18 protein-coding genes are annotated in these 18,170 nt (G+C 69.4%); 6 read left to right on the top strand and 12 right to left on the bottom strand.

Going from position 1 to position 18,170, the window contains the following annotated elements; genetic code table 11:
* The first annotated feature begins 43 nt into the window (after positions 1-43).
* A complete protein-coding gene (locus FHR32_RS11755; RefSeq protein ID WP_246466822.1) occupies positions 44-706 on the top strand; it encodes a TetR/AcrR family transcriptional regulator in 663 nt (220 codons plus the stop codon).
* Positions 707-880: 174 nt separating this feature from the next.
* On the opposite strand, the gene FHR32_RS11750 is transcribed toward FHR32_RS11755, so the two are convergent.
* The 6 genes from FHR32_RS11750 to purS form a co-directional block, all read right to left on the bottom strand.
* On the bottom strand, positions 881-1,315 hold the full coding sequence (locus FHR32_RS11750) for a hypothetical protein (protein WP_184754346.1): 435 nt from the start codon (positions 1,313-1,315) through the stop codon (positions 881-883).
* 290 nt (positions 1,316-1,605) lie between these two features.
* Positions 1,606-2,022 carry a hypothetical protein gene (locus tag FHR32_RS11745; RefSeq protein ID WP_184756677.1) on the bottom strand — a complete coding sequence of 139 codons (417 nt, stop codon included), beginning with the start codon at positions 2,020-2,022 and terminating at the stop codon, positions 1,606-1,608.
* Positions 2,023-2,061: 39 nt separating this feature from the next.
* Positions 2,062-4,317, bottom strand: a complete 2,256-nt coding sequence (gene purL, locus FHR32_RS11740) for a phosphoribosylformylglycinamidine synthase subunit PurL (protein ID WP_184756487.1) — start codon at positions 4,315-4,317, stop codon at positions 2,062-2,064.
* A 23-nt stretch (positions 4,318-4,340) separates the two neighbouring features.
* Positions 4,341-5,024: a phosphoribosylformylglycinamidine synthase subunit PurQ gene (gene purQ, locus FHR32_RS11735; RefSeq protein ID WP_184754345.1), complete on the bottom strand. Its 684-nt coding sequence runs from the start codon at positions 5,022-5,024 to the stop codon at positions 4,341-4,343.
* A gap of 236 nt (positions 5,025-5,260) precedes the next feature.
* Positions 5,261-5,701: an ATP-binding protein gene (locus FHR32_RS11730; RefSeq protein ID WP_184754344.1), complete on the bottom strand. Its 441-nt coding sequence runs from the start codon at positions 5,699-5,701 to the stop codon at positions 5,261-5,263.
* Between the two features lie 170 nt (positions 5,702-5,871).
* The gene (gene purS, locus FHR32_RS11725) at positions 5,872-6,117 is read right to left on the bottom strand and encodes a phosphoribosylformylglycinamidine synthase subunit PurS (RefSeq protein WP_184754343.1); all 246 of its coding nucleotides are present in this window, start codon (positions 6,115-6,117) and stop codon (positions 5,872-5,874) included.
* Positions 6,118-6,404: 287 nt separating this feature from the next.
* On the opposite strand from purS, the gene pdhA reads away from it, so the two are divergent.
* The 4 genes from pdhA (at position 6,405) to FHR32_RS11705 (ending at position 12,241) form a co-directional block, all read left to right on the top strand.
* Positions 6,405-7,496, top strand: a complete 1,092-nt coding sequence (gene pdhA, locus FHR32_RS11720) for a pyruvate dehydrogenase (acetyl-transferring) E1 component subunit alpha (protein WP_184754342.1) — start codon at positions 6,405-6,407, stop codon at positions 7,494-7,496.
* Positions 7,493-8,476, top strand: coding sequence for an alpha-ketoacid dehydrogenase subunit beta (locus FHR32_RS11715; RefSeq protein WP_184754341.1), 984 nt, complete (start codon positions 7,493-7,495; stop codon positions 8,474-8,476). Before pdhA ends, FHR32_RS11715 begins: the two co-directional genes overlap by 4 nt.
* Before the next feature lie 14 nt (positions 8,477-8,490).
* The gene (locus tag FHR32_RS11710; protein WP_184754340.1) at positions 8,491-9,891 is read left to right on the top strand and encodes a dihydrolipoamide acetyltransferase family protein; all 1,401 of its coding nucleotides are present in this window, start codon (positions 8,491-8,493) and stop codon (positions 9,889-9,891) included.
* A 682-nt stretch (positions 9,892-10,573) separates the two neighbouring features.
* Complete coding sequence (locus FHR32_RS11705) at positions 10,574-12,241, top strand: ABC transporter ATP-binding protein (RefSeq protein WP_246466107.1); 1,668 nt, start codon at positions 10,574-10,576, stop codon at positions 12,239-12,241.
* A 397-nt stretch (positions 12,242-12,638) separates the two neighbouring features.
* Here FHR32_RS11705 and FHR32_RS11700 read toward each other — a convergent pair whose 3' ends face one another.
* Positions 12,639-12,899: a hypothetical protein gene (locus FHR32_RS11700; RefSeq protein WP_184754338.1), complete on the bottom strand. Its 261-nt coding sequence runs from the start codon at positions 12,897-12,899 to the stop codon at positions 12,639-12,641.
* Between the two features lie 270 nt (positions 12,900-13,169).
* On the opposite strand from FHR32_RS11700, the gene FHR32_RS11695 reads away from it, so the two are divergent.
* The gene (locus tag FHR32_RS11695; RefSeq protein WP_184754337.1) at positions 13,170-13,463 is read left to right on the top strand and encodes a Dabb family protein; all 294 of its coding nucleotides are present in this window, start codon (positions 13,170-13,172) and stop codon (positions 13,461-13,463) included.
* Here FHR32_RS11695 and FHR32_RS11690 read toward each other — a convergent pair.
* The 5 genes from FHR32_RS11690 to FHR32_RS11670 all read right to left on the bottom strand — a co-directional run bounded on the left by FHR32_RS11690 (position 13,460) and on the right by FHR32_RS11670 (position 18,010).
* On the bottom strand, positions 13,460-13,684 hold the full coding sequence (locus FHR32_RS11690) for a DUF6458 family protein (protein WP_184754336.1): 225 nt from the start codon (positions 13,682-13,684) through the stop codon (positions 13,460-13,462). The two genes, FHR32_RS11695 and FHR32_RS11690, sit on opposite strands and share 4 nt — an antisense overlap.
* 52 nt (positions 13,685-13,736) lie before the next feature.
* A complete protein-coding gene (locus tag FHR32_RS11685; protein WP_184754335.1) occupies positions 13,737-14,951 on the bottom strand; it encodes an adenylosuccinate synthetase in 1,215 nt (404 codons plus the stop codon).
* Between the two features lie 69 nt (positions 14,952-15,020).
* Positions 15,021-15,977 (bottom strand): hypothetical protein, encoded by a 957-nt coding sequence (locus FHR32_RS11680; RefSeq protein ID WP_184754334.1) that lies wholly within the window; start codon positions 15,975-15,977, stop codon positions 15,021-15,023.
* A 271-nt stretch (positions 15,978-16,248) separates the two neighbouring features.
* Positions 16,249-17,205, bottom strand: coding sequence for a lipopolysaccharide kinase InaA family protein (locus tag FHR32_RS11675; RefSeq protein WP_184754333.1), 957 nt, complete (start codon positions 17,203-17,205; stop codon positions 16,249-16,251).
* A gap of 70 nt (positions 17,206-17,275) precedes the next feature.
* On the bottom strand, positions 17,276-18,010 hold the full coding sequence (locus tag FHR32_RS11670) for an NUDIX hydrolase (RefSeq protein ID WP_184754332.1): 735 nt from the start codon (positions 18,008-18,010) through the stop codon (positions 17,276-17,278).
* Positions 18,011-18,170: the final 160 nt, after the last annotated feature.

Genomic DNA, 18,170 nt, shown 5'->3' with positions numbered 1-18,170 from the left:
CGATGTAGAGTGGACCGTGTACGGCGTATAGTTGTCAAGCGTGATGGGAAAACTGACGCGTGAGGCCGTCGTCGAGCAGGCGCTGGAGATCGGCTCGGCCGAAGGACTCCAGGCGGTGACCATCCGGCGACTCGCTCAGGAGCTGGGGGTCACCCCGATGGCGCTGTACTGGCACTTCAAGAACAAGGAGCAGCTGCTCATCGGTATGGCGGACCACCTGATCGAGGGGTTCGTGATCGCCGAGGATCACGCCAGGCCGTGGCAGGAGCAGCTCCGCGAACTCGTCACCGGTCTGGTCAGGGTGCTGCGCCACTACCCGTGCGCGGCGGCCGTGCTGGAGGAGGTGGACCACATGACCGTGCCGAACTTCCTGCGGGTGTGGGACACCGCGCTCGGCCTGGCCAAGCAGGCGGGGTTCTCCTACGAGGAGAACTGCCTGATCTCCAAATATCTGCTCCAGGGCGCGATCGCCCTGGCCGCCGGTCCGATGAGCCGCCGTCCGAGCGCGTCAAGCGAGGAGAGGGCCGAGTGTCTGCGCGTCAAGCGCGCCACCCTCCAGTCGCTGCCGCCGGACGTCTACCCGCACATCGTGGAGATGGCGGGCCCTCTCATCGACGGCGGCACGACCGAGCTCTACGACACCTTCGGCGTCGACATCCTGATGACCGGCATCGAGACCATGGCGGCCCGCCTCCGTACGGGCTGATCTCCGCGCCGCCGGAGGCCACGCGCGAGCAGGCGCCGCGCATCCGTGACCCATGCCCGTCCGGCGGTGTCCATCTGGTCCCGGTGACTCGCCGTCATGAGGCCGAGTCCCGGCAGGGTGGCCGTCCAGGGGGCTGGGCCCAAGGGGATCTCACCTACGATCGGCGGGAAGAGGTCAGGGCCTCCCTCGACGGCGACGGCGCGAGGCGGACAGCAGGATCAGGCAGGTGCCGACCAGTACGGCCCCCGCTCCCGCCAGTGCCTGGATCGCCAGGCGGTGGCCGTCGATCCCGGTGAACGGCAGGCTGGGGCCCCCGGTCGGCGCGGGGCCCACGGGGCCGGGACCGATGTTCCCGAAGTCCACGGGTTCGGAGCCTTCGGAGTCGGCGCTCCCGGATCCGGGGTGGTGCCTGGATCGGGGAAATTCGGAATCGGGGTCGGCGGGTTCGGTGTCCCCAAGGCCGGCCCCGACGCCGGCATCGATGCCCTTGATGTCGGCGTCGACGCCGGCCTCGATGTCATCGAGGAGATCGTCCCCGACGCCGGCCTCGATGTCCCCGAAGCCGGGTCCGATCGGCGGGTAGTAGGTCGGCGCCGGCGCGGGGAGCACTCGGAATGACGCCTTGGTGGACGATGAAGAGTCGTCCGCCCCTCTGCCCGCACCATTGCCGATCGGCCGCGTCCAGATGGACGCGGGACCGCTGTCAGCGCAGGCCCCGGCGCCGAAAGAGGTGGTCAGAACGGGCATAAGTATCGATAAGGTAAGGAAAACCGGTATTCGCTGACTTTGCATGGAAATTCCCCCGGAAAAGCTTCTGTTTGGCGGGTGGTTTCATTAATTCTCCGCCACGCCGCCATTTACGCCCATTCCGTGATTAATATCTCACTAATTCCAATTTATTACTCGCCGTCCTCCGGGTCACGGTCCACGAGCATGTGTGCCGGTCCGAGGCCCTTGGGGTGTTCCGGCGGGAGGAAGGGCTCACGTGTCGCGCCTGCTTGGGAATCGCCCGCCGCCGGGATGCGGCGCGGGCGGGCCGGCACCGCGGAAACGGTCCCGCAGAGGGCGATGGCGCACAGGACGGCATAGGTGGTGCGGAAACCGTTCATGAGCTGGTCCACGGCGACGGGGGACATGCGGGAGAGCGCGATGGGTGGCACCATGCGCACCGGGCCGGCGTGGTTGGGCATGACCGTGACGCTCGCCGGGACGAAGTGCGCGCTGGCCGCCATGACGACCATGACGGCCATGACGGCCAGCGCGTGTGCCGCACTGACCGCCGTCTTCCGGTTGGACGTGCGCAGAATCCCGTACACGGTGTCCGTGGTCCCGGAGATCCGGGCGGGTGTGTGAGATCAGCCGAAGATGCCCGGCAGGGTGGACGCGTGGGTCTGGCGGAGCTCGGTGACCGGGACGTCCAGGACGCCTCCGACGGTCAGCGAGGTGCCACCGGTGGTGCCCAGGCCGTAGCAGGGGACCTCGTGGGCGGCGCAGAGCTCGGCGAAGGCCTCGAAGCTCTCCGGTGCCACGGTCACCAGCGCGCGGGCCGGCGACTCGCTGAACAGGTCGACGAACGCGTCGTCACCCGTCAGGGAGACCGTGCAGCCGACTCCCCGGGCGAGGCAGGCCTCGGCCAGGGCGATCCCCAGGCCGCCGTCGGACAGGTCGTGGGAGCCGGTCAGCAGGCCCTGGGAAGCCGCCTCGGCCAGGACGGTCCCCAGCGCGCGCTCGGCCTCCAGGTTGGCCTGGGGCGGCAGGCCGCCGAGGTGACCGTGGGCCACGTGGGCCCACTCGGAGCCGCCGAACTCCTCCTCCGTCGCGCCGAGCAGGACGATCTTCTCATCCGGGCCGGTGAAGCCACTCCGCACCCGCGTGGCCACGTCGTCGATCACGCCCAGCACGCCCACGACCGGGGTCGGGTGGATCGGGGTGGATCCCGTCTGGTTGTAGAAGGAGACGTTGCCGCCGGTGACCGGCACGCCCAGGATTTTGCAGGCGTCGGCCAGGCCGCGCGTGGCCTCGGCGAACTGCCACATGACCTCGGGGTCCTCGGGAGAGCCGAAGTTGAGGCAGTTGGTCACCGCGAGCGGCCGGGAGCCGGTCACCGCCACGTTGCGGTAGGCCTCGGCCAGCGCGAGCTGCGCGCCGGCGTACGGGTCGAGCCGGGCGTAGCGGCCGTTGCCGTCCGTCGACAGCGCGATGCCCCGGGTCGTCTCCTCGGCGCCCGGCATGACCTCGCTGATGCGCAGCACACCGGCGTCGGCGGGCTGGGCCAGCACGGTGTTACCCCGGACATAGCGGTCGTACTGGGAGGTCACCCACTCCTTGGACGCCAGGTTCGGCGAGCCGAGGAGCTCCAGCAGCGTCGCCCTCAGGTCGTCGGGGCGGGCCAGCCGCGCGGGGTCGTCGGCGTTGAGCGCGGCCTGACCGGCCGGCTCGTGGAACGGCCGCTCGTAGACCGGGCCGTCGTCGGCCGCGGTGCCCGGCGGGATGTCCACGATGGTCTCGCCGTACCAGGTCATCACCAGGCGGCCGGAGTCGGTGACCTCGCCGATCACGGTCGCCGGGATGTCCCACTTGGCGCAGATCGCCATGAAGGCATCGATGTCGTCGGGCGTGACGACGGCCATCATGCGTTCCTGCGACTCGCTCATCAGGATCTCTTCGGGCCGCAGCGACGGGTCGCGCAGCGGGACCTCCTCCAGCCTGACGTCCATGCCGCCGGTGCCCTTGGCCGCGAGCTCGGTGGTCGCGCAGGAGACACCGGCCGCGCCGAGATCCTGGATGCCGACGACGACGTCCGCCTGGTACAGCTCCAGGCAGCACTCGATCAGCAGCTTCTCCATGAACGGGTCGCCCACCTGGACGCTGGGGCGCTTGGCCTGCGACTCGTCCTCGAACGTGGCCGAGGCCAGGACGGACGCGCCGCCGATGCCGTCGGGGCCGGTCAGCGCGCCGAACAGCACGACCTTGTTGCCCGGTCCGGGGGCGGTCGCCAGCTTGATCTGGTCCTTGCGGAGCAGGCCCACGCAGAGCGCGTTGACCAGCGGGTTGCCGATGTAGCAGGGGTCGAAGACGACCTCGCCGCCGATGTTGGGCAGGCCCAGGCAGTTGCCGTAGTGGCTGATGCCCTCGACCACACCGGGCAGCACCCGCCGGGTGTCGTGGGCGTCGGCCGCGCCGAACCGCAGCGCGTCCATCACCGCGATCGGCCGGGCGCCCATCGACATGATGTCGCGGACGATGCCGCCGACACCCGTCGCCGCACCCTGGTGCGGCTCCACGTAGGACGGGTGGTTGTGTGACTCGATCTTGAAGGTGGCGGCCCAGCCGTCGCCGATGTCGACGACACCGGCGTTCTCGCCCATGCCGACGAGCAGGGCCTCGGAGGCGGGGGCCTTGGTGCCGAACTGGCGCAGGTGCACCTTGGAGGACTTGTAGGAGCAGTGCTCGCTCCACATGACGCTGTAGATGGCCAGCTCGGAGCCCGTGGGCCGACGACCGAGGATCTCGCGGACCCGGTCGTACTCCTCGGTCTTCATCCCCAGCTCGACGTACGGCTGACGCTCGTCGGGGGTGTCCTCGGCCCGCTTGACGGTGTCCAGGTTCATGGGGCCCTTGCCGGGTCGCTCGCTCACAGGTTCACCAGCTTCTTCAGGATGGAGGAGAAGAATCCGCGGCCGTCCGTGCTCGGAGCGCCGGTGAGGTCCTCGACCGCGTGCTCGGGGTGCGGCATGAGGCCGACGATGTTCCCCGCCTCGTTGCGGATCCCCGCGATGTCGTTCAGGGAGCCGTTGGGGTTGCCTCCGGCATAGCGGAAGACGACCTGGCCACCCGCCTCGAGCGCGCTCAGGGTCGCCTCGTCGGCGACGTAGCGGCCCTCGCCGTGCTTGACCGGCAGGACGATCTCCTGGCCCTCGGTGAAGTCCGACGTCCACGGGGTGGCGGTGTTCTCCACCCGGATGCCCTGGTCACGGCAGACATAGTGCAGCCCGGCGTTGCGCATCAGCGCCCCGGGCAGCAGGTGGGCCTCACAGAGGATCTGGAAGCCGTTGCAGGTGCCCAGAACGGGGAGCCCGGCCCTGGCGGCGGGGATCAGCTCCTCCATCAGAGGGGCGAACCTGGAGATCGCCCCGCACCGCAGGTAGTCCCCGTAGGAGAACCCGCCTGGCAGGAAGACCGCGTCCACACTTTTGAGATCGGGATCCGCGTGCCACAGCGGGACGGCTTCGCCGCCCGCGTGCCGCACGGCGCGGGCCGCGTCCTGATCGTCAAGAGTTCCGGGAAAAGTGACGACGCCCACGCGGGCAGCACTCATGACAGCGTTCCCCTCCACAAACGAGCACCGCGCCGCCGTCTCACACATCGGACGACGGTCTGCGGCGGTGTGCCCAGGCTATCCGCTCCCGGACGGGAGGTGACACGCGGAGCCTTCGGAACGCACAGCTCACCCCGGCGGAACCGGTCGGTGAGTTGGAGGATCGCACAGTGCCGGTCAGGCCGAGGGGACCCGGGGGGAGACGGGACCAAGCGGTGGCGGCGGCGGGGAGAGGGTCACACGGCGGCGAGCATCGGGCGGCGGAGGAAGGCGGCGTCGTCGTCCCAGTCGAGGTGCTTGCGCAGGTGCACGGTGGTGCCCCGGCCGGGCGCGATGTCGAAGCTGATCTCGTCCACCACGGCCTGCATGATGAGGATGCCCCGGCCGTTCTCGGTGTCCGCCGGGGGATACTGCTCAGGCACCCTCATGAGGCCGTGGCCGTTGTCGATGATGCGGACGTCGCAGCGGCCGTTGCCGATCGCCGCCTCGACCTCGTAGCGGTTGGCGGGGCCGCCGTGGCGCACCGCGTTGGCACACGCCTCGGTGACCGCGAGCAGGATGTCGGACACGCAGTCCTCGGTGACGCCGAGCGACCGTAAAGAGTCGCCCAACGCCCTGCGGACCATCGGAATGCCGATGGCCTCCCTCGGCAGAGCCAACGCGAACTCGATATCCACCGGATCCCTCCCGGGCCAGACGTCACCCTGTCAAGGTTTCCCCGCAGAATCCGGGCTAACCGCAAAATAACCTTGATGTTATTTAGTGTTGGTCAAGCTGTGGGATTCCGGCACATCCGGAGTGGCATTTAGCCCGACGTAAGGAAATTTCCTGCGTGATATGTGACGGTCTACGACTCCACAGTCACCGTGTAGTCCTCGATCACGGTGTTGGCCAGCAGGGTTTCGGCCATCTTCCGGACGTCCGAAAGCGCGGCCTCGTCGGCGGGACCCTCGATCTCCACCTCGAACCGCTTGCCCTGCCGTACCGCTGAGACACCGGAGAAGCCGAGCCGAGGGAGCGCGCGGGCGATCGCCTGGCCCTGCGCGTCGAGAATCTCGGGCTTCAGCATGACGTCGACGATGACGCGCGCCACGGTGTTCCTCCTGGTTGCAGCGGGGACGTTCGGCGTCTCAAGCGTAACGGGCTTCTCCGGCAGTTCGTCGCCGGGTCCGGACACCCCACGTGCGAGGGTAAAGAGGGGTTCAGCGGGAACGAGGAGCGTATGGATGCCGGGCCAGGTCTTGCGCACAGGTGTGTGACCTCTGCCACGATGTCCTCAAAAGCATACGAACCACCACCAAACGGATCGGATGCGTCGCTGATCGGCCGGACACGGATGGCGAACCCATCCGGGCGGCCCCGAGCACACAGGAGCGGCACGTGACAGCCGAGGCCCCTCATGGTGCGGAAGCACCTTCGGAGCTCGTCCAGTTGCTTACCCCCGAAGGGGAACGGGTCGAGCATCCCGATTACGACATCGATCTGACGCCCGAGGAGATCCGCGGGCTCTACCGGGACCTCGTCCTGGTCCGCCGCGTCGATCTGGAGGCCGTGGCCCTGCAACGCCAGGGCGAGCTGGGCATCTGGGCCTCCCTGCTCGGCCAGGAGGCCGCGCAGATCGGCTCGGGCCGGGCGCTGACCGAGGCCGACATGGCCTTCCCGACCTACCGCGAGCACGGTGTGGCCTGGTGCCGGGGCGTGGACCCGGTGAACCTGCTCGGCATGTTCCGCGGCGTCAACCACGGCGGCTGGGACCCGGCCGAGCACAACTTCCACCTGTACACGATCGTGATCGGCAGCCAGACCCTGCACGCGGTCGGCTACGCCATGGGCGTCCAGCGCGACAGCGCCGAGGCCGCCACGATCGTCTACTTCGGTGACGGCGCGACCTCCCAGGGAGACGTGAACGAGTCGTTCATCTGGGCATCGGTGTTCAACGCGCCCGTGGTCTTCTTCTGCCAGAACAACCAGTGGGCCATCTCCGAGCCGTTGGAGAAGCAGTCCCGCATCCCGCTGTACCGCCGGGCGAGCGGGTTCGGCTTCCCCGGCGTCCGGGTCGACGGCAACGACGTCTTCGCCTGCCTCGCGGTCACCCGTAAGGCGCTGGCCGACGCCAGGTCCGGGCAGGGCCCGATGCTGATCGAGGCCTTCACCTACCGGATGGGCGCGCACACCACCGCCGACGACCCGACCCGTTACCGGGTGGCGGGCGAACTCGAGGCGTGGAAGCTCAAGGACCCGATCGAGCGGGTACGCGCCTACATGTTCAAGAACCAGATCGCCGACCAGGACTTCTTCGACGCGATCGACGCCGAGGCCGACGAACTCGGCGGGGACGTCCGCAAGCGCTGTCTCGCACTGCCCGACCCCGAGCCGCTGGCCATCTTCGACCATGTCTACGCGGAGCCGCACGGGCTGATGGATTCAGAGCGCGCCGAGTTCGCCACCTACCTGGAGGGTTTCGAGGGATGACGACTCTCACGCTGGCGAAGGCGCTCAACGAGGGCATGCGCAAGGCCATGGAGGACGACCCCAAGGTCCTCATCATGGGCGAGGACGTGGGCAAGCTCGGTGGCGTGTTCCGCGTCACCGACGGGCTGCAGAAGGACTTCGGCGAGCAACGGGTCATCGACACCCCGCTGGCCGAGTCGGGCATCATCGGCACGGCGATCGGCCTCGCGCTCCGGGGATACCGCCCGGTATGCGAGATCCAGTTCGACGGGTTCGTCTTCCCCGCCGCCGACCAGATCATCACCCAGCTGGCCAAGATGCCGCTGCGGTCGCTGGGGAAGCTGAAGCTGCCGGTCGTGGTGCGGATCCCGTGCGGCGGTGGCATCGGCGCCGTGGAGCACCACAGCGAGTCGCCCGAGGCCTACTTCACGCACACCGGCGGCCTGCGGGTCGTGGCGTGTTCCAACCCGGTCGACGCCTACACGATGATCCAGCAGGCGATCCGCTGCGACGACCCCGTCGTCTTCTTCGAGCCCAAGCGCCGCTACTGGGAGAAGGCCGAGGTGGACACCTCCGCGGACTCCGCCGGCTGGACGCCCTTCGACCGTGCCCAGATCGTACGGCCCGGCACGGACCTCACCCTGATCGCCTACGGGCCGATGGTGAAGATCTGCCTGGAGGCCGCGGCGGCGGCCGAGGAGGACGGCCGGTCCCTGGAGGTCGTGGACCTGCGCTCGCTCAACCCGCTGGACGTCGCCCGGGTCACCGAGTCGGTCCGCAGGACCGGGCGCTGCGTCGTGGTGCACGAGGCGCCGGTCTACAACGGCTTCGGCGCCGAGGTGGCCGCCCGGGTCACCGAGAAGTGTTTCTACAACCTGGAGGCCCCGGTGCTGCGCGTCGGCGGGCCGTCCACGCCCTACCCGCCCTCCAGACTGGAGGATTACTACCTGCCCGATCTGGACCGGGTCCTCGACGCCGTCGACCGCGCGTTCAGGTTCTGAGAGGGAGAGGAACGATGAAGGAGTTCGAGCTCCCCGACGTGGGCGAGGGCCTGACCGAGGCCGAGATCGTCCGCTGGCACGTGAAGGTCGGCGACCCGGTCAAGGTCAACCAGATCATCGTGGAGATCGAGACGGCGAAGGCCGTCGTCGAGCTGCCCTGCCCGTTCGACGGAGTGGTGGCGGCCCTGATGGCCGACGAGGGCGAGACCGTGGACGTCGGCCGGCCGATCATCTCCGTCGACGACGGCACCGCTCCCGCCCCGGCCGCCGCGCCTGTGCCCGACCGCGTGGAGGCCCTGGCCGACGACATGGTCCCGGCGGTCCCCAAGGAGGAACGCCAGCCTGTTCTGGTGGGCTACGGCGTCAAGATGGGCACCGCCAAGCGCCGTCCCCGCAAGGCGTCGGCCCTTCAGGCGCCCGCCGCGCCGTCCGACCCGTCCACCGTCCCGCGGTCCGTCCGGGAGGCTGCCGGGGCCGGGGGCTCCGTCGGGGAAGACGCTCCGCCGCCCTCCCGGGGGAGCGAGCCGGTCACCGCCGTGCGTCCGGCGCGGGGGGCGGCACTGGCCAAACCTCCCGTGCGGAAGCTGGCCAAGGACCTCGGGGTGGACCTCACGGAACTCACCGGGACCGGCCCGCAGGGCTCGATCACCCGGGACGACGTCCACGCGGCGGTCGGGACGGTCTCCTCTCCCGCCGTGGTGCAAGCCGTACCGGCACATGAGGAGCGGATCCCCGTCAAGGGCGTGCGGAAGGCGACCGCGCAGGCGATGGTGGCCTCCGCGTTCACCGCGCCGCACGTCACCGAGTTCCTCCAGGTGGACGTGACCGCGACCATGGACGCGGTCGTCCGCCTACGGCAGCTCCCCGACTTCGCCGAGGTCAAGGTCTCGCCGCTGCTCCTGGTGGCGAAGGCGGTGCTCGTCGCCGCCCGGCGCCATCCGATGATCAACTCGATGTGGGACGAGGTCACGCAGGAGATCGTGGTCAAGCACTACGTGAACCTGGGCATCGCGGCGGCGACCCCGCGTGGCCTGCTCGTCCCCAATGTCAAAGATGCCCACGCCCTCTCCCTCCCGGACCTGGCCAAGGCCCTCGGCGCCCTCGCCGAGACCGCCAGGGCCGGCCGTACCCAGCCCGCCGAGATGGCCGGGGGCACGATCACGATCACGAATGTGGGCGTGTTCGGAGTGGACGCGGGCACGCCGATCCTCAACCAGGGCGAGTCGGCGATCCTGGCCTTCGGCCAGGTCAGGGACATGCCATGGGTGGTGGACGGACAGATCGTGCCCCGCAGGGTGTGCACGCTGGCGCTCTCCTTCGACCACCGGGTCGTGGACGGGGAGCTCGGCTCGCTTTTCCTGCGCGACGTCGGCGCCATGCTGGAAGACCCGCTGCGCATGCTCGCCTGGAACTGACGGCGAGAGAACGCGAGCCCGCTCCCGAGGGAGCGGGCTCGCGGTGTTTCCTCATACCCAGACATGTCAACGTGATTTACTCGGCGTTTGCCGGCCCGCCGTCTCTATGGTTTTTATGGAAAATTTATGCACCCTCCCGGAGGGAGGAGTCTCGCACGTGCCGGTTGCCGTCTCGTTGGCCATTCCGGTCTTCTCGTGGGATTGCGCTGGGGCGGGCTTTGGGGGCATCTCCGCAGATAGGGCTCCTGTTGGGGTTCCATGGTGCAATCAAGAGAAACGCGCTGTTTTCGATTCCGCGGGTTATCGGAATGATCCGTTAAAGCGTCTTTAACGGATTCCGAATTTAGCGATTTGTGTCGATATGGATGATATGGTCGATATTGGTAACCGCACGAAAGTCGGCCCAAAGGAGATAATCCATGAGACTGAACATGATCTTCCCGACGAACCGTGCCCCTCTTGAATGGGGCGGATGCGGATGCAGGCGGCGGCGGCGGCGCTGGTGGTGGTAGAAGAATCGAACGAGAACCGGCGGTCACTCCGCCGGTTCTCGTTTTCACCGCCGCCTTCGCCTTCGCCCTCGCTCAGCGGAGCCGGACCGGTGGTGGACTCCCCGCCCCCTGTCGCACCGGCGGTCGCCCTCCGGGAGGCCCTCCGGAGGTTCTGGCCCTCCACCCGTGGCATGCGCAGGCTGTTCGTGGCCGGCGTCGTGCTGGCGATCGTGGCGGCTCTCTGCGAGGTCGCCGCGATCGGGCTGTTCGGGCTCATCACGGACGAGGTCCTCAGCCGCGGGAACCTCGGGGCGTTCTGGGGGCCCGCGTCCGCCTGGCTCGGACTGGCGGTCGCCGCGGGCCTGGCCTCCTTCACCGGTTCCTATGCCACGTCCCTGGGCGGTGAACGCTTCCTGCTGCGGCTGCGGGACAGGGTGTTCTCCCATATCCAGACGCTCGCCCCGGACTTCTTCGACAACCGCCGGCTGGGTGACCTGATGGCCAGGCTCACCGACGACATCGAGGCCATCGAGGAACTGGTCGGCTCCGGCCTGGTGCGTCTCTTCACGACGGCCGCCAGCGTGGTCTTCTTCGCCGGAGCGGCCTTCTACATCCGGTGGGATCTGGCACTGGTGACGTTCGCGATGGTTCCGGCCTTCCTGATCGTCTCCAAGGTGTTCGCGTCGAGGTTCAGAGACGCCGCCGCACGCGCGCGGCTCAGCAACGGCACCATGAACAGCGTCATCGAGGAGAGCCTGGCCAACCAGTCCCTCGTCCAGGCCTACAACCGTCAGGAGGCCGAGGCCCGGCGCCTGCACGGCGAGGGCCGCACCTGGCTGCGGGCCAACGTCCGCCAGGCCGGGCTGTCCGCCCTGTACGGCCCGGTCGTCCAGGTCGTCGAGACCGTCTGCATGCTCGTCATCATCGGATTCGGCGCATGGGAGATCGCGGCCGGGCGTCTCACCATCGGCGGGCTGCTCGCCTTCGCCGCCTACCTCGCCTACCTCTATCCGGCGGTGCAGAGTCTCGGGCAGCTCGCGCTCACCGTCTCCGAGGCGGCGGCCGGCTCCGACCGTGTCATCGAGATCCTGCGGACCCGGCCCACCATCACCGACCGTGACGTGGCGGCCCCCCTGACGGCGCGGAGCGGTGGCCGGATCGACTTCGAGGACGTCGGCTTCACCTATCCGGACAGGACCGGCCCCACGCTGCGGGATCTGTCCTTCAGCGCCGGACCGGGCGAGCTGATCGTGTGTACCGGGCCCAGCGGCGCGGGCAAGTCCACCATCACCAAGCTCCTGCTGCGGTTCTACGACCCCACCGCCGGACGCATCCTGCTCGACGGAGTGGACATCCGCGAGCTGGAACGCCGGTCGCTCCGTGACAACATCACCATCCTCCAGCAGGAGAACCTGCTCTTCTCCGGGACCGTGCGCGACAACATCGCCTACGGCCGTCCGGGCGCAGGCATGGACGACATCGTCCGGGCCGCCGTCATGGCGGACGTGCACGACTTCATCGGCACGCTTCCCCGGGGATACGACACCCCCCTCGGGCAACGTGGCCGGCTCGTGTCCGGGGGACAGCGCCAGCGGATCGCCATCGCCCGTGCGATCCTGCGCGACGCCCCCGTGCTCGTCCTCGACGAGCCGATGACCGGACTGGACTCGCCCACCGCGGCGCGGATCATGGAACCTCTCGGGCGGCTCATGTCCGGCCGTACGACCATCCTGATCACCCATGATCTCCGTCTCATCCCCGAGACGGCCCGCACGATCGTTCTCGAACCCGTCAGGGATCCCGCCCGGACGAGGATCAGGCTCTCCCACCGCCGCGACGCGACAGCGCGTCCGGTCTGAGGGCGGGTCCCGGACCCGCGTTCCCGAGGGCCGGCCGGGTTCTTGACGTGCGTCGCGTGCCGGGCGGTCGAACTCCCGATGCGCCGCACGCGCCGGACGGCGGTTGAGTTCCCGATACGCATCACGTGCCATGCGCCGGACGTCGAACGCGGTCCCCTCTGGCGTCTTCATGCGTCATGTGCCGGACGACGTGAAAACGCGGCGGGCCCGCTCCCGGAAAGGAGCGGGTCCGCCGCGGAGGCGAATGGATCCGTCTGGCTCGCCCCGTGGGTACGGCCGGCGGAAAACGTTTCCGGGTTTCCGGCCCGGGGTTGTCTCCCCGGGCCGGCCGGGTAAGAAAGGCACCCTTGCCCCGGCTGTGCGTGCTTTCAGAACGGGCGGACCGCCCGCCCCCTGATCACCACCAGTCGCCGCCCCAGTCGCCGCCCCAACCGCAGCCGCCGCCGCACCGGCAGCAGCGCTGACAGCGACAGCAGCAGCGCCGTCTCCAGCAACCGCCGCAGCCGGTGAGGAACCCCGTGGCCGTGGTGGCGGTCTGGACGGCCGGGGGCGAGGCCACGGTGACCGATGCCTGTGCGGGACCTGCGGCGAGCGCTCCGGCGAGAAGCCCCGCGCCCATCATGCTCGCGATGAACGAGGCAGCAGTCTTGGTATTCATGCGATCCTCCGGGTTTCACGCGAAGACGGATCCGTCCTCATTGATTTCTGGACAATTCACAGACTGCCGGAGGTGAAGCGATCAAGACACCGCAAAGCACTTATACTTTGGCAAAGCGCCGCATAGCTGTATAAATAAGAAATAAATTACACATATCCCCTCATTTTGGGGCACAAGGTTCTACCCATACTAAATGGTGTTTAGTCCCCGCCGTTTCGACGTTGCGGGCGTGGCCGTACGCTGACGGGGAACTCGAACGAAGGGAAGATCATGTTCCGGCATGTCGTGCTTTTCACCTGGGCAGAAGAGGCCACCGCCGAGCAGCGGGCCACGGTCGCGACCGAGCTCCTCAAACTGCCGGAGGTCATCGCTGAGATCCGCGCCTACACCGTCGGCGCCGACGCGGGGGTGAATCCGGGAAACCATGACTTCGCGGTCGTCGCGGACTTCGACGACGTCGACGCCTACGGGGTCTACCGCGACCATCCGATCCACCAGGCCGTGATCGCCGAGCACATCAAGCCGATCCTGGCCTCACGCGCGGCCGTGCAGTACGTCTGCTAGACCTCCGGCGGGTGGTTCTCCCGGTGCATCAGGCGATCCTCAGAGGTCAACCCGCGCTTGGGCGCCAGCGCGACACTCAACACGATCCCGGCAGCACCGACGATCATGAAGATCACCCCGATGACGTCGATGTGCACATCCCCGCCCAGCACGTCAGGTTCGATGGCGAACCGGAGGATGGCGCCGAGCGTGAGAAAGAAGATGCTGACCCCGACACCCATCAAGACCTCCGGACGCAAGTAATGACCAGGTAAAAAGAGCGTACGTTGTCGGTTACACCCTCTCAAGGGTGATCGCGCCACTCAGGCGGGCCTTGTCCGCGGCGGTGGGGCCGGCCGATCCCAGCCATACCGGGACACCGAGCACGTCGGCCACCGCGGCGGGCCAGTCGTCGACGCCGTCGGCGTAGCGGGGACGCGCCTGAAGCACCCGCCGGGTCAGCCGGTCCTGCCCGTCCAGGTCGCCCGCCGTCCCCACGGGGAGCTCGCCGATGTCGTAGGAGACACACATCCGCGACACCGGCGCGTCCAGGTGGGTGAGTGCGAGCGCATCGGCTCCGCCCGCGACCGCCAGCGCGTAGCGGTGGGCCACCGCGTCGAAGTGACCGGCGCGGAAGGACCCCTGCCACGGGCCGGTCGTGTTGTGGACCTCGGACCCTCCCAGCTCCGGGTCCTCGGTGACCAGCGGGCCGGGCCCGTGCCGGGGGGTGAAGGTGCGCAGCACGCCCAGCCGTACGGCCGGCACCCCGTCGAGCAGGGCCAGCGCATTGGCGAAGGTCGTCGTGCTCCACGTCGTGTACGGGTGGAAACCGTGCCACTCGTCGAGCAGCACCCCCTGCGCCCCCTCGAAGACCACCGGGTGCCCCCGCAGCAGGGCCCTCGTGAACGAGGAGTCCACGAGGATCACCCGCTCGGCGAACGCCCGGTAGGCCGCGACGCAGTCCTCCACGGGCGGTCCGGCCACCCCCAGCGTCTCCCGGAGCGCGTACAGCTTCCGGGTGAGCAGCGCCGGGTTCTCGCAGTCGCCGACGGTCGGCCCGAGGCCCGGATGGTCCAGGGCGTAGGCCATGGTCGCGCCGATGCCCATCCCGCACGACCCGTGCCGGTCCGCACCCCGCGCCAGCTCCCGCGCCCGCCCCGCCGCCGCGTGGTACGGCGTGGCGATCAGGGCGTCCCGGTCCACGGTGAGCAGCCCGAACGGGTCGGGGACACCCAGCCCGGCCAGGTGTGTGGCCTCCGAGGCGAGAGCGAGCGGGTCCACCACCATGAACCGGGACAGGTGCGTCGGGACGCCCCGGAGTGTCCCGGACCCGAACTGGGCGAAGGTGTGGTGCCGCCCGTCGGGCAGGACGACGTTGTGCGCCGCCTGCGCGCCTCCGTTGAACCTGACCACCGCCTGGACGGGCCCCTGGGCGCAGAGCCAGTCCACGACCGTGCCCTTACCGGCGTCGCCGTACCCGAGGTCGACCACGATCATGTGCTCACGCATGCGACGCCCTCGCCTCCGGCACGGGTCCGTGGGTGTCGGGCGTGCACCGGCGGGCACCCGTCCGCCCGCTCACAGCCGGACCACGCCGCTGTCGCCGCCGAGGTCGAGTCCCTCGGTCACCACCAGCGTGCCCCGGTCCAGCCTGGCCAGGGCCTTGCCCACGGCGGTCCCGGCGGGCGAGCCGAGGTCGTCGAGGTCGCTCAGCCCCTCGTCCAGGCTGATGGCGTCCTCACCGAGCCCGACGGTGAGCGCGATCGTCTCGCAGACCGCGTCCAGATCGTCCAGCTCCAGCACGTTCTGGCCGAGCAGTTCGCGCCAGGCGGTCAGCACCTGGCGGTCCCCGGCGTAGCTCGCTCCGGCGGGAAGGATGTAGTAGACGTCGTATTTTCTGGTCAGCTCGGCGACGATCTCCTTGGTCGTGACGTCCCTCCCGAGCCCGTCGCCGATCACCTTGCCGACCTCGCGGCGCTTGACCTTCGGATAGGGCAGCTCGTCGCCGATGATGAACAGATAGCCTCGGCGTCCCCGTTTCTCGAAGCAGTCGAGCGTGGTGTGCCGGGCCATGAAGTACATCGCCAGCTCGTACGACTCGGACTTCTGACCGCCGCCCCCACCCTCCAGCAGGACCTTGCCGAGGTCCTCGTCCATCCGGTTGTCGGACTCGAACTGCCCGATCTGCAGCGGAGCCCGGTCGCAGGTCGCGTCGCCGATCGCGCCGAAGAGGATCTGCGGGTCGGCCGCGTAGCCCTTGCGGAGCAGCAGGCCGAGCAGGTCGGGCAGCTTCGTCTGGAGCGTGCGCGGCACCCCGCCCATCGAGCCGGTCACGTCGAACAGGACGGCGACGGCCACGGTGGCGGGGTGCTCGGCGGAGTCACGGCTCTCCCGGGCCGCCACGCCGTACGGGTTGAGATCGTCGTGCACCGCGCGTGCGCCGCTGTCGCTGTAGGCGAAGGCGCTGGTGCCCTTCGCCGCGCGGTAGTTCGCGGCGGCGGCGTAGACGTCGGTGGACCAGATTCCGCTTCCCATGGGGTCTCCTGGCATCAGGGGCGAGGCCCGGAAGCCCGGACCCGTCCATCACGAGTTCTTCTTAAGGTGAGACAATCTCAGTATGAGAATAACTATGGGCCGCGTCAACCCGCCCGGACATTTCTGGAAAGTGGCGGTAGAGCGTGCCGAACGCCATCAGAGAGCAGGTGGCCGGACAGGTGGGATTCGCCGCCCGGTTCTCCAGCTACCAGGCCATGCTGGACCGTCATCCTCGCCTCCCTGCGCGACGAGACGTAGGGCCCGGTGCGGCTCACAGGTGCAGGGGCCGGTATTTCCGCGGGCCGTACAGGTCGTCGAGCAGGTCGTCGAGCTCGCCGAGGAGCCGCCAGGCGTCACGCGGCGGGCCCGCCAGGCTTCCCCGGACGAACCGGCGGATCGGGACGGGAGCGCGGTCGCCCATGAGTGCGGCCACGCAGCGGGTGGCGAGGTGGATGTCGGTGGCCTCGGTCGCCGGCTTTCTGGCGAGGACGTCGGGCGGGTAGTCGCGCCGGTGCCGGGCCACCAGGGCGGTCAGCGGGGCTCCGAGGGGCACCGACTGGCTCCAGTCGACGAGCAGCAGGCCGTGGTCGATCGGGTGGACCAGCACGTGCTGCCCGAACACCGCGCCGTGCACCACCCCCGCCCGATGGGCCATCCCGATCGCGACCAGCAGCCGCCGCCAGATCCACGCCGCGTCCCTCGGGTCGAGCGCCGGCCGCAGCCGCGCGATCTCCGCCAGGCTCACGAACCCGTCCGGTGCCCGGCTGATCACGTTGGCCTGCCGTTCGACCCCGCCCGAGCGGTGCCGGAACGACTCCACCAGCCGGGGCACGTACGGCAGGAGCAGCGGGTCGCCGTCCCGCGCGATCTTCCTGAGCGACTCCGCCTCGCGCCGCATCAGGTCGTTGTCGACGTGGCTGTGCGGGACCTTGAGCAGGGCGTCGTCGCCGCTGCCGTACAGCACGGCCGTGGCGCCCCGCCGGAACACCTTCCCGATCCGGTAGGTCCCCAGCCTGGTGGTGATCACCGTCTCGACGCTCCGGTCCCGTGCCGCCCACAGCCCCGCGAGCCTGGCGAAGGCCTCGGCGGCCTCCGGCCCGGGAGCGAGGTCGGGGTGGAGCAGCCGCGCCAGTCGCCGGTAGGCCCGGTGCGGGGAGTCCCCGCCGAACAGGTCCTCCGGCGTGCGGGCGGCCGACACCAGGGCGATCGCCTCGGCCGTGGTGGTCATCGGGCCACGCTCCCCACCGTGGGGATCGCATGGGTCATCGGAGTCCGGGTGACGGGTTCGGCGGGGTGTTTCATCGCACCTCCTCCTCTCGGGCGGGCCGCAGCAGCGCGGGGTGCAGGAGCCGGGCGTCCCCGGCCCGGTAGAGCTTCGCCCGGGGACCGCCCCTGGCTCCGCCGCTCTCGGTGGTCTCTCCGGTGCTCTCCACGAACCCGGGAACCGACAGGATCTTGCGGTGGAAGTTGCCCGCGTGCAGCGGCACACTCCAGACCGTCTCGTAGACGCCGCGCAGCTCGGAGATCGTGAACGTCTCGCCCACGAACGTGGTGGCCAGCGGGGTGTACTCCAGCTTGGCCCGTGCCCGCTCCAGCCCTTCGCCGAGGATGCGGCCGTGGTCGAACGCCAGCTCCGGCAGCCGGTCGGCCCGGTGCCAGGCGGCGTCCGCCGCGTCCGAACCCGCGCGCGGATCGGGCAGGTGGGGGGCGAAGGCCAGATAGGAGACCGACACGATCCGCATCCGAGGATCCCGGTCGGGCGCCCCGTAGCTGGCGAGCTGCTCGATGTGCACCCGTGGGGTGAGGCCGGTCTCCTCGGCCAGTTCCCGCACCGCGGCCTCCGCCAGGTCCTCGGCCGGCCGGATGAACCCGCCCGGCAGCGCCCACCGCCCCGCGTGGGGCTGCTCGCCCCGCCGGACCAGCAGCACGTGCAGCGCGCCCTCACGGATGGTCAGCGCCACCACGTCGACCGTCACCGCGACCGGGGGGAAGGCCCGGGGGTCATAACTCGCCAGGAACTCGGACTCGTCCATCGCACGACTTTCTAGGATTGAGACAATCTCATAATGAGAATAACTAATCATGCGTGTCAATATCCCTCCCATGATCCCGTCGGTTGCGTGGCGCCGCTGGGAGCACCCGACCGCCGCGCAGTCGAACGGAGAACCGCGGCCATGCGGAAGGGCGGAGGAA

Origin of the sequence: Streptosporangium album, assembly GCF_014203795.1 — a bacterium.
GTDB lineage: Bacteria > Actinomycetota > Actinomycetes > Streptosporangiales > Streptosporangiaceae > Streptosporangium > Streptosporangium album.
Note: the sequence above shows the minus strand (reverse complement) of the source record. Positions and strands in the feature narration are given on the sequence as shown.

What these genes read in the sequence shown, in the direction of transcription:
- FHR32_RS11755 (WP_246466822.1), top strand. Translation starts at nt 44, where the DNA reads ATGGGAAAACTGACGCGTGAGGCCGTCGTCGAGCAGGCGCTGGAGATC.
- purL (WP_184756487.1), bottom strand. Translation starts at nt 4,317, where the DNA reads ATGAACCTGGACACCGTCAAGCGGGCCGAGGACACCCCCGACGAGCGT.
- purQ (WP_184754345.1), bottom strand. Translation starts at nt 5,024, where the DNA reads ATGAGTGCTGCCCGCGTGGGCGTCGTCACTTTTCCCGGAACTCTTGAC.
- FHR32_RS11715 (WP_184754341.1), top strand. Translation starts at nt 7,493, where the DNA reads ATGACGACTCTCACGCTGGCGAAGGCGCTCAACGAGGGCATGCGCAAG.
- FHR32_RS11710 (WP_184754340.1), top strand. Translation starts at nt 8,491, where the DNA reads ATGAAGGAGTTCGAGCTCCCCGACGTGGGCGAGGGCCTGACCGAGGCC.
- FHR32_RS11705 (WP_246466107.1), top strand. Translation starts at nt 10,574, where the DNA reads ATGCGCAGGCTGTTCGTGGCCGGCGTCGTGCTGGCGATCGTGGCGGCT.
- FHR32_RS11700 (WP_184754338.1), bottom strand. Translation starts at nt 12,899, where the DNA reads ATGAATACCAAGACTGCTGCCTCGTTCATCGCGAGCATGATGGGCGCG.
- FHR32_RS11695 (WP_184754337.1), top strand. Translation starts at nt 13,170, where the DNA reads ATGTTCCGGCATGTCGTGCTTTTCACCTGGGCAGAAGAGGCCACCGCC.
- FHR32_RS11690 (WP_184754336.1), bottom strand. Translation starts at nt 13,684, where the DNA reads ATGGGTGTCGGGGTCAGCATCTTCTTTCTCACGCTCGGCGCCATCCTC.
- FHR32_RS11685 (WP_184754335.1), bottom strand. Translation starts at nt 14,951, where the DNA reads ATGCGTGAGCACATGATCGTGGTCGACCTCGGGTACGGCGACGCCGGT.
- FHR32_RS11680 (WP_184754334.1), bottom strand. Translation starts at nt 15,977, where the DNA reads ATGGGAAGCGGAATCTGGTCCACCGACGTCTACGCCGCCGCCGCGAAC.
- FHR32_RS11675 (WP_184754333.1), bottom strand. Translation starts at nt 17,205, where the DNA reads ATGACCACCACGGCCGAGGCGATCGCCCTGGTGTCGGCCGCCCGCACG.
- FHR32_RS11670 (WP_184754332.1), bottom strand. Translation starts at nt 18,010, where the DNA reads ATGGACGAGTCCGAGTTCCTGGCGAGTTATGACCCCCGGGCCTTCCCC.